This is a genomic window from Marmoricola sp. RAF53 (genome assembly GCF_052114005.1).
Classification (GTDB): Bacteria; Actinomycetota; Actinomycetes; order Propionibacteriales; family Nocardioidaceae; genus Marmoricola.
Window position 1 is genome coordinate 75,219 of the sequence record NZ_JBFRDX010000002.1, and the last position, 12,991, is coordinate 88,209.

Annotated in this window: 9 protein-coding genes and 1 pseudogene; 5 read left to right on the forward strand and 5 right to left on the reverse strand. The window is 71.8% G+C overall.

Annotated features, from left to right (window positions below; translation table 11 throughout):
• Positions 1-13: 13 nt before the first annotated feature.
• The 4 genes from AB4Y76_RS02020 to pstC form a co-directional block, all read right to left on the reverse strand.
• On the reverse strand, positions 14-1,234 hold the full coding sequence (locus tag AB4Y76_RS02020; RefSeq protein WP_441921828.1) for a substrate-binding domain-containing protein: 1,221 nt from the start codon (positions 1,232-1,234) through the stop codon (positions 14-16).
• 88 nt (positions 1,235-1,322) lie between these two features.
• On the reverse strand, positions 1,323-3,731 hold the full coding sequence (locus tag AB4Y76_RS02025) for a hypothetical protein (RefSeq protein ID WP_441921829.1): 2,409 nt from the start codon (positions 3,729-3,731) through the stop codon (positions 1,323-1,325).
• Positions 3,728-6,526 carry a phosphate ABC transporter permease PstA gene (pstA, locus tag AB4Y76_RS02030; RefSeq protein WP_441921830.1) on the reverse strand — a complete coding sequence of 933 codons (2,799 nt, stop codon included), beginning with the start codon at positions 6,524-6,526 and terminating at the stop codon, positions 3,728-3,730. The genes AB4Y76_RS02025 and pstA overlap by 4 nt, the downstream gene beginning before the upstream one ends.
• The gene (gene pstC, locus AB4Y76_RS02035) at positions 6,526-7,545 is read right to left on the reverse strand and encodes a phosphate ABC transporter permease subunit PstC (protein ID WP_441921831.1); all 1,020 of its coding nucleotides are present in this window, start codon (positions 7,543-7,545) and stop codon (positions 6,526-6,528) included. Before pstC ends, pstA begins: the two co-directional genes overlap by 1 nt.
• A 343-nt stretch (positions 7,546-7,888) precedes the next feature.
• Between pstC and AB4Y76_RS02040 the strand changes: the two genes are divergently transcribed.
• The 5 genes from AB4Y76_RS02040 to AB4Y76_RS02060 all read left to right on the forward strand — a co-directional run bounded on the left by AB4Y76_RS02040 (position 7,889) and on the right by AB4Y76_RS02060 (position 12,068).
• Entirely contained in the window at positions 7,889-9,247 is a 1,359-nt protein-coding gene (locus AB4Y76_RS02040; protein ID WP_441921832.1) for an FAD-dependent oxidoreductase, read from the forward strand.
• Between the two features lies 1 nt (position 9,248).
• Positions 9,249-10,520 carry an MFS transporter gene (locus AB4Y76_RS02045; RefSeq protein WP_441921833.1) on the forward strand — a complete coding sequence of 424 codons (1,272 nt, stop codon included), beginning with the start codon at positions 9,249-9,251 and terminating at the stop codon, positions 10,518-10,520.
• Positions 10,521-10,594: 74 nt separating this feature from the next.
• Positions 10,595-10,954 carry a metalloregulator ArsR/SmtB family transcription factor gene (locus tag AB4Y76_RS02050; RefSeq protein WP_441921834.1) on the forward strand — a complete coding sequence of 120 codons (360 nt, stop codon included), beginning with the start codon at positions 10,595-10,597 and terminating at the stop codon, positions 10,952-10,954.
• Positions 10,951-11,646 (forward strand): aquaporin, encoded by a 696-nt coding sequence (locus AB4Y76_RS02055; RefSeq protein WP_441921835.1) that lies wholly within the window; start codon positions 10,951-10,953, stop codon positions 11,644-11,646. Before AB4Y76_RS02050 ends, AB4Y76_RS02055 begins: the two co-directional genes overlap by 4 nt.
• Positions 11,643-12,068: an arsenate reductase ArsC gene (locus tag AB4Y76_RS02060; protein ID WP_441922024.1), complete on the forward strand. Its 426-nt coding sequence runs from the start codon at positions 11,643-11,645 to the stop codon at positions 12,066-12,068. The genes AB4Y76_RS02055 and AB4Y76_RS02060 overlap by 4 nt, the downstream gene beginning before the upstream one ends.
• A 57-nt stretch (positions 12,069-12,125) precedes the next feature.
• Here AB4Y76_RS02060 and AB4Y76_RS02065 read toward each other — a convergent pair.
• Positions 12,126-12,986: pseudogene (locus AB4Y76_RS02065) on the reverse strand (EamA family transporter); the annotation flags it as partial.
• Positions 12,987-12,991: the final 5 nt, after the last annotated feature.

Genomic DNA, 12,991 nt, shown 5'->3' on the forward strand with positions numbered 1-12,991 from the left:
GGAGCAAGGCGCGTCAGTTGACCGAGAGGGTCGTGCTGCCGCAGGAGGCGATCGGCGCGAAGCCGAACTTCTTGATGACGTCGGAGCGCTGGCAGACCAGCGACGTGTTCACCGACGGGCTGCTGTCGGTGTCGACGAAGGCGAGGACCGCGAGCGGGTTCTGGCCGGCGCCGGCGTTGACGGTGGAGCGGGGCAGCACGTTGTAGACCGTGCGGGTGCCGGCGAAGTTCTCCGCCGGGACGCCCACGTCGCCGTAGGTGTCGTTGAGCACGATCGGGTACGAGACGGCCGGGTCGGTGGCAGCGGTCGACTTGATCGTGCCCATCACCGCGGCACCCTGGACGTCGGTCAGCGCGCCGCCCTTCTGGGCGATCCACTGCGCGATCGACACCGGGCCGATGGCGAAGTTATTCACCGCGCGGGAGTCGTGCTCCTGGATCGGGTTCGAGTTCGGGTCCGACGCCGGGCGACGCTGGGCGAGGTCGAACTGGTCGGTGACGCACGGGTACAGACCGGCGGTCAGGTCGGCCTCGGTGATGCCGACGAGGTTCAGCCAGTCCTTGCGGGTACCCGAACCGGCCTGCGGGATCAGCGCCTTGAAGTTGGTGGCGCTGGCCGGGTTGGTGTTGTTCTTGAAGTTGGAGAAGGTGCAGTGGTAGGCACCCTGCAGCTGGGCCTTGGTGAGCTGCTTGGCGACCAGGCTGGAGCTGGTCCGGACGAAGGTCAGGCCGTCGGTGGCCAGCGGCACGCCGTACACGCCGACGGTGCCGAGGTTCGAGGCGCCCGGGGCGCTGGAGGAGCGGGAGAAGTCGAGGCAGCCGAAGGTGGAGTCACCCGCGGTGAACGCGTCGCGCAGCGCCTTCTGGCCGTTCCCCGAGCCGTTGGCGCGGGCGCCGTGGCCGTAGACGGAGTTGTCCGGCGTCGGGTTGCCCGTGTAGGTGCAGTTCGAGCCGGCCGGGGTGTTGGCCGCGCTCCGGGAGGTGAAGCCCTGGGTGCTCTTGGCGTCCCACGAGGCGATCAGCTTCTTGGTGCTGTCGTTCGGGTCGACGACCACCTCGGAGAGGGCGTTCATGACGCCCTCGATGGTGTCCGAGCCCTCACCCTGCAGGGGACGGTCGTACGCGTTGCCCCCGCCCGGGACCACCGGGTCGGCGTTGGCGACACCGGTGCCGATGAGAGCTGCTGCCAGCCCCACGCCGAGGACGGCGAGAAGACGGCGCTTTGGTACCTTCATCAGAACTCCTTGTTTCGAGTTCGTCATGCGCGGGCGCACATGACGTCTCCGGAAGGCATCCACCGCCTGCCGGAAGTCTGGAATCGCTTCAGGGGACACGCGTCCCCCGCTTGAGCAGGAGGTGACGGACCAACGGCGTGGCCGCCTTCGTGGCCGCGACCCCGACACCGAGCACGAGAGCGGCGAGCAGGAGGTACCTTGCGCCCCCGGCCGGGGCTGACGGCGTCCGGCTGGACACGGGGACCACCGTTCCGGCAGCAGGCGCTCCGACGGGGACCGAGGTGCCGGGCTGACCGGCGCTGGTCACCGACGGGGCGCTTGTTGCGTTCCCGGTGCCCGAGCCCGCGGCGYCACCGCCCTTGCCCTTGTCCCCCGCCGCCGCCGGCGCTCCGCCGCGCGCCGCGATCAGGGTCGCGGCGGCCGCGGCCTGCTTGCGCATGGCGGCGGGCAGCGGCAGGTAGCCCTCCGGCAGCCTGCCGGGCGCRATGCCGGGCACCTGGCCCTGGGTGGTGATGTAGCGGAGCAGCCGCGAGTAGGCCTTCGCCTCCGGAGCGGTGAGCTTCGCCGGTGCGGTGACGGCGTACGAGACGCCGGTCAGCGGGTACGCCGCGTCGTCGCCCTCGTACGTCGGGTCCATCGCCTGCACGCCCGGCACCGCGGTGTTCTTCAGGCCCTTCAGGCCCGCCTGCAACGATGCGGTGGTCGGGGCGACGAACTCCCCCGAGCCGTTCTGCAGCGACGCCATCGGGAGCTGGTAGCGGGCCGCGGTGGCGGTGTCGACCAGCGCGAGGACCTGCCGCTCGCCGGAGAGCTGCAGCGGGTTCTTCTTCCACTGCTTGGGCGGGCTCGGGTCCCAGGTGCCGCGCTCGAGGGTGTCGCCGCGGGCGGCGGCCCGGCCGGCGTCGTGGAAGTCGGCCGCGTAGGCGAGGGCGTCCAGCGGGCAGGACGGGCTGTCCGGGTCGGGGCCCGGCCGGCAGCCGAGGTCGGCGCGCGGGAAGTCGTCGCGGTCCAGCGACATGCCCTGGTAGTTCGGGTTGACGACCATCCCCCACTTGTCGGGCTTGCCGGCCAGGAAGCGGCGGGCGTCGCGGTCGGACGCGATCCAGGCCCAGACCGCGCGGTTCGCGTCGGAGAGGCCGAGCGGGTTGGTGATCTGGCGGATCTTGAGGAACGCGAGGTCGCGGGCCCCGTCGGAGCCGACCTTGAACTCCGGGTTGAGGTCCCAGAACTCGGGGTCCTCGGTCAGCGTCAGCGGGTTGCCGGCCATCGCGTCGGGCCGGCTCAGCGCCGCCAGGTTGTAGGACTGGGTGAGCAGCTTGGCCACCAGGCGCTGGTTGAGGTTGAGGTGGAGCACCTTCGAGCCGCGCTGCTGCTGGACCGCGTCGGGGGCGTCCGAGCTGGGCTGGCGGTCGATGTTGACCGCGATGCCGATCCCGTTGATCCCGACCGGCGCGTAGGCGAGCTTGCGGCCGTCGGTGAGCGCGTCGGTCGGGATCGGGTCGTTGACGATCGACATCCACGGGTCGTCCTCGCGGGCCACCCGGTTGCGCGCCAGGCTGTCGCTGAGCTGGGAGTAGCCGAAGATCGACCCGGTCGCGTTGCACAGCGCCGGCTGCCAGCGGGTGACGGCCTCGACGATGTCCTCGTTGCCGAGCAGGCGCTGCTCCTCCCCCAGCGGGCAGGAGACGGCGAGCGGGTCGAAGCTGAGCTTGAACGCGATCCGGTTCTGCCAGTTCGACGCGCTCAGCGGCGAGGTGACCAGGCGGCGGTCCTCGGTCTGCTGGACCTCCTTGCCGTTGACCTCGACGTCGTCGCGGGGCACCACGACGAGCCAGCAGGACCGCGGCCCGCTGGACGTCTGCTGGCCGCAGCCCAGGCCCGGCGCCTCGCGCCCGGTCTGCACCTCGAAGTAGTCGGTGCCGGTGCCGTCGCCCGCGGTCCGGGCGTACGGGATCTCGTTGGTGCTGTACTGGTCGTAGAACTCGTTCTTGACCGCGTCGGTCGTCGTGCCGTTGACCGCCTCGAACGGGACCCGCACGGCTTCGAACACGCCCGGCGCCTGCCGGTAGGTCTCCTGCGGGTCGACCAGGTTCGCTCCGTAGCTGACCTGCCGGCTCGAGGAGTACGAGCCCCCGCGGGTGTCGTTGATCAGGCCGCCGAACTGGCAGGTCTCCCGGCGCGGACCGTCGGTGCCGCCCCAGCACTGCATCACCTGCAGGTAGTCGGTGTTGAAGTTTCCGGTGAGCTCGGTGGTCTGCCGGCCGCCCTTCCAGTCGAGCCGGACCACCTGGTTGCGCAGGTGGGTGCTCTGGCTGAGGGTCACCTTCAGGTCCGCGAACCGGCCGGTCCCGGACTCGGTGACGGCCCCGGACGCCCCGGACGCCGTGGACGCCGCGACGGCCGTGGTCGGCGTGCCGAGGGCGAGCAGCGGCAGGGCGAGCGCGCCCAGCACGAGGGCGCCGACGGTGACCCGGACCGAGGTCCCGCGGCGGCTCATGCCTTCCTCCGCGCCAGGACCTGCGCGAGCAGCGGCGGCAGCAGGATGACCAGCAGGAGCACCAGGCCCGCGGTGGCCATCAGCGCGACCTGCATCGAGGTCGAGAAGCCGGCGCCGAGGTTCTGCGGCGTGGCCGCCAGCGGCGTCGTGTCCGTGACCGGCCCACCCGCGACGGCGAGCCCGGTGTCCGGGTCGACGGCGGCGGCCGCCGGCGCCTCCCCGGGCGCGGGTGCCCCGGGTGAGCCCGTGGTGGTGCCGGTGGTGGTGGCGCCGGTGCCGGTGCCGGTGGTCCCGGTCGCGCCGCCGCCGGCCGTGGCGGTCGGCTTCTTGTTGCCGCCGGTGCCGGTCGAGCACTGGGTCGCGCCGATCTTGTCGCACGCCGGCGGGTACGGCGCCGAGGCCGCGAGCAGGTTCTTGCCGCTCGCCGAGAACGTGGGGTTGCGGCACTTCGAGATGTCGATCGACTGGACGTTGACGCCCGGGATCTTGCGCACCTGGGAGAGCCCCGCCTGGACCAGGTTGATCGGCAGCGGCGAGTAGCCGAGGTCGGGCGCCTGCCGCTGACCCTCGCAGAGGAAGTAGTAGGCGAAGGCGCCGAGGGTCTTGCCCTTGGCGGTGTTGAAGGACCCGGTCGCCTGCGTCGGCACGACCATGTAGCTGTAGCTGGACAGCGGGTAGGCGCGCTTGTCGGGGTTGTCGTAGACGCCGTCGAGGATCTGGGTCAGGTACGACGGCGACGACGGGGTGTTGTCGATCTGCGCCTTGAGCAGGCCGACCGCGACGTTCTGCGCCGTCGGCTCGACGTAGTAGCCGGACTTGTTGAGCAGCTTGACGACCGGGAACCCGGTGTTGAGCGCGTAGGAGTACTCGACGTAGGTGATCGTGCCGTCGTTCTGCGCCTGCGAGACGTAGCCGGAGACGCCGAGCGAGCCGGACTGCGCGGTGAAGCCGCTGCCGGAGACGACCGGGAAGCTCGAGGTGATGCCGCAGGGGGTCGGGCGGCCCGCCTTCTTGCAGTACGGGTCCCACAGCGACTGGTAGCGCTTGCTGAGCCAGGTGGTCAGCTGGGCCGTCGTACCGGATCCGTCGGAGCGGACCACCGGAACGATCCGGCGGGCGGGCAGCGCGAGCCCCGGGTTGTCCTTCTTGATCGCCGGGTCGTTCCACATCGTCGCCTGGCCGGTGAAGATCCGGGCGACGTTCTGGCCGGACAGGCGCAGGTTGGTGACCCGCTTGCCGGCGATCGACAGGTTGTACATGAACGAGGTGCCGCCGGCCACGATCGGCATGTAGGCGTACGACCGCTCCGGCGGGAGGTCCTTCACGCCGCCGTCGGTGAGCCCGTAGGGGATCTCCGAGACCGCGAAGTCGACGGTGCCGTTCTTGAACTGGTTGCGGCCGTCCGAGGAGCCGGTGCCCTGGTAGTTGACCTGCATGCCGTACTGGTTGACGTTGCGCCGCCACTGGTCCAGCGCGTTCTGCGACCAGGTCGAGCCGGCGCCCGAGATCGGCACGTAGTTGTTGTCCGCGGCCTGGGCCGGGGTGCTCGGGTGCAGCGCCACCGCGCCGATGAGTCCGACCGCCAGCACCGCCGCTCCCGCGCGCGCAGCGAACCGCTGGGCGTCCCGCGCCGAGCGCCTGGCGATGGCCTTGCGCTGGCGCTTGGTGAGCTGTCCCGGCCCGCGGCCGCCGATGACCCGGGCGATCACGAACAGCACCAGCACGAGCACGAGCAGGAACGCCGCGGCTCCGAACCCGCGGACGATCATCGTCTCCTGCGGGGACTTCACGGACATGAATGCCTGGAGCGGCAGCGACACTTGAGGGCCCTTTGCTGGGTTGGCGTTGGTGGCGTTGTTGAAGCCGGCGGTGAGCAGCACCGGCGAGGTCTCGCCGATGCCGCGGGCGGTGCCGAGGATCACCGCGGTGGTCAGGCCGGACCGGGTGGTCGGCAGCACGACGTGCCAGACGGTGCGCCACCGGCTGGAGCCGAGCGCGTACGACGCCTCCTTGAGGTGGCCCGGCACCAGGCGCAGCACCACGTCGGAGGCGCGGATGATGATCGGCAGCATCATCACGCTGAGGGCGAAGGCGGCCGCGTAGCCGGACTTCTCGTTGCCCAGGGTGATGATCCAGGTGGCGTAGATGAACAGACCGGCGATGATGCTCGGCAGCGCGGTCATCGCCTCGACGATGGTGCGCACGAACCGGGCGAACTTGCCCGGGAACTCGTTGAGGTAGATCGCGCAGAGCACGCCGAGCGGCACGGTGAGGATCAGCGCGATGGTGATCTGCTCGATCGTGCCGATGATCGCGTGCCGGATGCCGCCGACGCCGAGCGGGTCGAGCGGGCCGGCGTCGGACATGTCCTGGAGGTAGAAGTTCCAGTGCAGCATCGCCGGGATGCCGCGGTAGAGCGTGTAGCCGACGACCAGCACCAGCACCGCGAACAGCGAGGCGGCCAGCGTGCGGATCACCGCGGCCGCGAGGCGCGCCCGGACCACCTGGGCGCTCTCGTCGAAGGCGACCAGGGTGCCGTAGAGCACCAGGAACAGGGTGTAGCCGAGCGCGACGGCGGCGATCGGTCCGGTGATCGGCAGGACGCTGGTCAGCGCGGCCGTGGTGCAGACGGCTGCGGCGCCCGCGCCGCAGAGGGCCAGCACGTCGCTGCGCCGCACGGTGGAGAGGTTGCGCCGGGGCTGCGGCGCCGGGGCCGCGGCGGGCGGTCGGGGTGCCTGCGGCGCCGGGGCCGGGACCTCGGCGGTGGTGGTCGGATCGGGGATCGTGGTGGTCATCAGCTCTCCGCTCCCGAGCGGCTGCGCGCCACGATCGTCGAGGCCGCGAAGTTGATCGCGAGGGTCAGCACGAAGAGCGAGAGGCCGGCGGCGAAGAGCGCCGAGATGGAGAACGCCCCGGCCTCGCCGTACCGCAGGGCGATCAGCGAGGAGACCGTGCTGCCGCCGTTCTGGAAGATGTGCGGCTGGAAGCCGGGCACCACCGACAGGATCATGTAGATCGCGATGGTCTCGCCGAGCGCGCGGCCCAGGCCGAGCATCGAGCCGCCGATCATGCCGCCCTTGCCGAACGGCAGCACGACCGCGGTGATCATCCCCCACTTCGTCGCGCCCAGCCCGTACGCCGCCTCGCGCTCGCCGACCGGCGCCTGCGAGAAGGCCTCCCGCATCACCGCGCACATGATCGGCGTGACCATGAAGGCCACCACGATCCCGGCGATGAACGTCGAGGAGGTGAACACGGTCGCCTGGGTCAGTGCGCTGCCCTTCTGGTAGCCCGCGGAGTCGATGCCGAACCCGGGGATCCAGCCGAGGTGCTCGGAGAGCCACTGCGCGAGCGGGACGACCTTGTACTGGAGCAGGAAGAAGCCCCACAGGCCGTAGATGACGCTGGGGACCGCCGCCATCAGGTCGACCAGGCTGATGCAGGTCCGCTCGATCCGCGGCGGGCAGTACTCGGAGATGAACAGCGCGGTCGCGGTGGCCAGCGGGACGGCGATGGTGACGGCGACCAGGCCGACCAGGATCGTGCCGGTCAGCACGCCGGCGATGCCGAACTTGTGGGCGTCGGGCTGCCACTGGGTCTCGGTGAGGAAGTCGAAGCCGGCGATGTGCAGCGCGTCGAAGGCACGCAGGGCGAGGAAGCTGCCGACCAGCAGCATGATCACCAGCACCGCGACCGCGCTGGCCGTGGTGATCTGCAGGAAGGCGAAGTCGGATCCGGTCGGTCGCGACCTCAGCGATCGCTTCTGCTGCGGAGCACGGGGCTCCGTCCCGGCCACTTGCACCGCGGTCGACACACAAACCTGCCTCAGGGTCACGCTTCAAGACGGGTCCGAGTCCCGGGAGCGAAGGGCTGCTCCGGGGCAAACAGTGGAGTTCACGCAGGACCGGACAGCCGATTCCAGGTGAACGGCAAACGAATGCCCGTGGAGCAATCGACGATCCGAGCGGCAGATCGTGGAGGAACCTGTGGAAAGCCACCTTTTCGCCCTGGTGCTGCTTGCCCATGGCTAGCGCGACCAGGCGCTGCGGCTGCGGATCTGCGGGAGAGGTGACGATCAGCGTTGCAAATATCGAAGTTCGTCGATACGTTCGAGACATCGACAGTGGTCGATATCCTGCGAACCCAAGGAGCACCAGATGAGCACCACCCTCCCGGTCGTGATCGTCGGCGCCGGCCCGATCGGGCTGGCTGCCGCCGCGCACGCTCAGTCCCGCGGCCTGGCCACGACCGTCCTCGAGGCCGGCCCCCAGGCCGGTTCAGCCGTGCGCGCGTGGGGTCACGTCCGGCTGTTCTCGTCGTGGAACGAGCTGGTCGACAGCGCGGCCGAGAAGCTGCTCGCGCCGACCGGCTGGACCCGCCCCGAGGGCGCCGGCTACCCGACGGGCCGGGAGTGGGCCGACGAGTACCTGGCCCCGCTGGCGAGCGCGCTGGACGCGACCGACGAGGTCGAGGTCCGGTTCGACCACCGGGTCGTCGGCGTCGCCAAGCGCGGCCGGGACCGGATGGTCGACTCCGGCCGCGAGGAGGCTCCGTTCACGGTGCACGTCGAGGGCCCGGACGGCGCCTACCTGCTCGACGCCTCCGCGGTCGTCGACGCCTCCGGGACCTGGGGCGGGCCGAACCCGCTGGGAGCCGACGGCCTGCCCGCGCTCGGTGAGCGCGACCACGCCGCCCGGATCAGCTACGGCATCCCCGACTTCGAGGAGCCGGAGACCCGCACCCGGTACGCCGGCAAGCACGTCGTCCTCGCCGGCACCGGCGCCTCGGCCCAGAACACGCTGGTCGGCCTGACCGAGCTGGCTCGCGCGCACCCGGGCACGCGGGTCTCGTGGCTGGTCCGCCGCGGCGAGACCGGTGCCGCGTTCGGCGGCGGCGACAACGACCAGCTCGAGGCGCGCGGCGCGCTGGGCACCCGGGCCCGCCGGGCGGTGGAGAACGGGCCGGTCGACCCGGTCACCGGTTTCCGCACGGCCGAGGTCGCCGACGACCCCGCGCACCCCGGGTCGCTTCGCCTCACCGGCGTGGACGGGCGCAGCGTGGACGCGGTCGACGAAGTCGTCGTGGTGACCGGTTTCCGCCCCGACCTGTCGTGGCTGTCCGAGGTCCGCCTGGACCTCGACCCGGTGCTCTCCGCCCCGCGTCGGCTCGCCCCGCTGATCGACCCGAACGTCCACTCCTGCGGCACCGTCTACCCGCACGGCGCGGCGGAGCTGGAGCAGCCCGAGCACGGGCTCTACCTTGCCGGGATGAAGTCCTACGGCCGCGCACCGTCCTTCCTGGCGCTCACCGGCTTCGAGCAGACCCGCAGCATCGTCGCCGCGATCGCGGGCGACCACGAGGCGGCCGCCCGGGTCGAGCTGGTCCTGCCCGAGTCCGGAGTCTGCGGCGGCTCGGGCCTCTTCGACGGGCAGCCGAGCGAGGCCGCCGGCGGGGGCTGCTGCACCCCGGCCTCCGGCGACCTGCTCACCGTCGGCGCCAAGCCGACCTGCGGCTGAGGTGGCCGAACCGGCCGCCGGCCCGGAGACCGGCCCGGAAATCGGCCCGGAAACCAGCCCGGAGACCGGCCCGGAGACCGGCACTGTCCGGCGCGAGCACCACGGGCTCGCGCCGGACGCGCTGCGCCAGGTCGTCGCGGTCCTGTGCACCACGCAGATCATCTCGTGGGGCACGCTCTTCTACACGCTGCCGGTCCTCGCCCCGACGATCGCGCACGACACCGGCTGGTCGCCCACCCTGGTCGTCGCAGCCTTCACCGGGGCCCAGGTCTTCGCCGCCGCCGGCAGCATCCTGGTCGGACGCACGATCAACGCCCGCGGCCCACGCGCGGTGATGGCACTCGGCGCCGGGGTCGGCACCACCGGCCTGGTCGGCGTCGCCGTCGCACCGAACCTGGCGCTCTTCGCGGTCGCCTGGGCGGTCGCCGGCTCGGCGATGTCCGCCGTCCTCTACCCGCCCGCGTTCGCCGCGCTCACCGAGTGGGGCGGCGACCGGCGCGTCCGGGCGCTCACCGCGCTCACGCTCGTCGCCGGGTTCGCCTCGACCGTCTTCGCGCCGCTGGCCGGCTTCCTCGTCGACCCGCTCGGCTGGCGCACCACCTATCTGGTGATGGCCGCGGTGCTGGCGTCGACGGCACCCCTGCTCTGGCTGACCCTCGACCACCCCTGGCACGACCGTCGCACCCTGGTCGCCGCGGATCCCGGAGCGGAGCCGGAAGGGCCGACCTGGAAGAGCCCGCGGTTCCTCCGCCTGGTCGGTGCGATGAGCCTGGTCGGATTCAGCCAGTGGGCGGCCGTCTTCCTCCTGGTTCCGCTGCTGACCTCACGCGGCATGAGCACCGAGCTCGCCGCGATCGCCCTCGGGGTCGGCGGGATCGGCCAGGTCTGCGGCCGCCTCGCCTACGCGCGCATCGAACGCGCCTCCGGCGTCACGGCGCGCACCCGGCTCGTCTTCGCGAGCGTCGCGGCCACCACCCTGCTGCTCGCGCTGGTGCCCGGGCCGGACCCGGCGCTGTTCGTCCTCGCCTTCGCCGCCGGGATCGCCCGCGGCATCTACACGCTCGTCCAGGCGACCGCCGTCAGCGACCGCTGGGGAACCGCGTCGTACGCCAGCCTGAACGGCATCGTCTCCGCCACCCTCGTGCTCGCCGGGGCGGTCGCCCCGTGGGTCGGCACCGCGGTCGCCCGCGCCACGGACAGCTACGCCGTGGTGTTCGGGCTGCTCGCCGCGGTAGCGGCCGCCGGCATCGTGGCGCTGCCGCGCGGCGACTGAGCCGCGGCGGAGGTTCACCCGATGTTCACCTGGGCCGTTCGCGCCGAGACATCGACAAGTGTAAGTATTCACCTATGTCGAACTCTGCCCTCGAGCTCACGCCGGTCGAGACCGTGGCCTGCTGCTCGCCGCTCACCAAGGAGCCGCTGTCCGCGGACGCCTCCGAGCGGATCGCGCCGCTGCTGAAAGCCCTCGCCGACCCGGTCCGCCTCCGGCTGATGTCGCTGGTGGCCTCGCACGCCGACGGCGAGGCGTGCGTCTGCGACCTCAACGACGCCTTCGAGCTCTCCCAGCCGACGATCTCCCACCACCTCAAGGTCCTGCACGAGGTCGGTCTGCTCGACCGGTCCAAGCGCGGGGTCTGGGTGTACTACCGCGTCAAGGCCGAGGCCCTGACCGACCTCGCCCTGCTCCTCGGCGGAGTGGCCCGGTGACGCTCGGACGCCGGGTGGCGGCGGAATTCGTCGGGACCGCGTTCCTGGTCGCAGCCGTGATCGGCTCCGGCATCGCCGCGAGCCGGCTCTCCCCGGACGACATCGGGCTCCAGCTCCTCGAGAACAGCCTCATCACCGGCGCCGCGCTCGTCGCCCTCATCCTCGCGCTGCAACCGGTCTCCGCCGCGTTCAACCCCGTCGTCACGGTCGCCGAGGTGATCCTCGGCCTGGTGCGCAAGGAGGACGCCCTGCCGGTGATCGCGGCGCAGTTCGCGGGCGGGTTCCTCGGCGCCGTCGTGGCGAACCTGATGTTCGACCTGGACGCCGTCACCATCTCCACCCACGAACGCACCGGCAGCGACCTCTGGCTGGGCGAGGTCGTGGCCACGCTCGGACTGCTCCTGGTGATCTTCGGCTCCGTGCGCTCCGGCCGCACCGACACCGTCGCGTACGCCGTCGGCGGCTACATCACCGCCGCGTACTGGTTCACCAGCTCCACCAGCTTCGCCAACCCGGCCGTCACCGTGTCCCGGATCTTCTCCGACACCTTCGCCGGCATCGCCCCGTCCTCGGTCCCGGTGTTCGTGCTGATGCAGCTGGTGGGCGGCGCCCTCGCGGTCGTGGTCGTCCGGGCCCTCTATCCCCGCGAAACCCTGCACGCCCTCGACGCCACCCAGGAGACCGCAGCATGAGCACCGACACCACCCCCCGGAGCAAGCCCACCGTCCTGTTCGTCTGCGTCCACAACGCCGGGCGCTCGCAGATGGCCGCGGGCTTCCTCCGCCACCTGGCCGGCGACCGGATCGAGGTCCTGTCCGCCGGCTCCCAGCCCGCGGACCAGATCAACCCGGTCGCCGTGGCCGCGATGGCGGAGCTCGGCATCGACATCGCCGCCGAGCAGCCGAAGGTCCTCACCACCGAAGCCGTCCAGGAGTCCGACGTGGTCATCACGATGGGCTGCGGCGACGAGTGCCCCTTCTTCCCCGGCAAGCGGTACGAGGACTGGAAGCTCGACGACCCCGCCGGCCAGGGCATCGAGTCGGTGCGCCCGATCCGGGACGAGATCCGCCGCAGGATCGAGGCCCTCATCGCCTCGCTCGACGTCGCCGCCTGAGCGGGTCCCCTGCACGGCCCCCTGGCCGGCCTTCCGGCCGGAGAGCACGGTGAGCAGGACCCCGGCGAGGACCACCAGCCCGCCGAGGGCCTCGGCGGCGTTCGGCACCTGGTCCAGGAACAGCCAGGCGCTGGCCATCGCGACCGGTGGCGCGATCAGCACGAACGGCACCACCGAGGACGCCGGGTACCGGGCCAGCAGCCCGTTGAAGATCGAGTAGCCGACGAGCGAGGCCAGGCCCGCGGTGTAGATCGTGGAGAGCAGCGCGTGCCAGCCGAAGGCGTCCACCGCGCCGGCCACCGCGCCGGGTCCGTCGAGCACCAGGCTGAGCAGCACCAGCGGGACCGGGACGACCAGCGAGGACCAGACGGCCATCGACAGGCCGGAACCGGTCGCGTTGCCGGGCCGGGCGGCACTCGCGCTGCGGGAGATCACGTTGCCGATCCCCCAGGAGAGCGCCGCCGCGAGGCACAGCAGCAGTGCCCCGAGCGGGACGTGCCCGCCCCGACCGGCGCCGACGACCACCAGACCGGCCGCGCCGACGAGGATGCCGGCGAGCTGGCGGGCGGTCGGGCGCTCGTGCAGTGCGGTGGCGGCGATGAGGACCGTGAAGAGCACCTGGGCCTGCAGCACCAGCGCGGCCAGCCCGGGCGGCATCCCGGCGTGCATCGAGGTGTAGAGCAGCCCGAACTGCCCCAGCGACATGAAGAGGCCGACGCCGACGACCGAGCGCCACGGCGCGTCCGGGCGGGGCACCAGGAAGACGGCCGGCAGGACCACCGCCGTGAACCGCAGCGCCACGAAGATCAGCGGCGGGACGTCTCCCATCCCCCACTCGATCACCACGAAGTTGACACCCCAGATGGTGGCGACCAGCACCGCGAGAAGGGCGTGCGGGGCCGAGAGGCGGTGACTCATGCCGA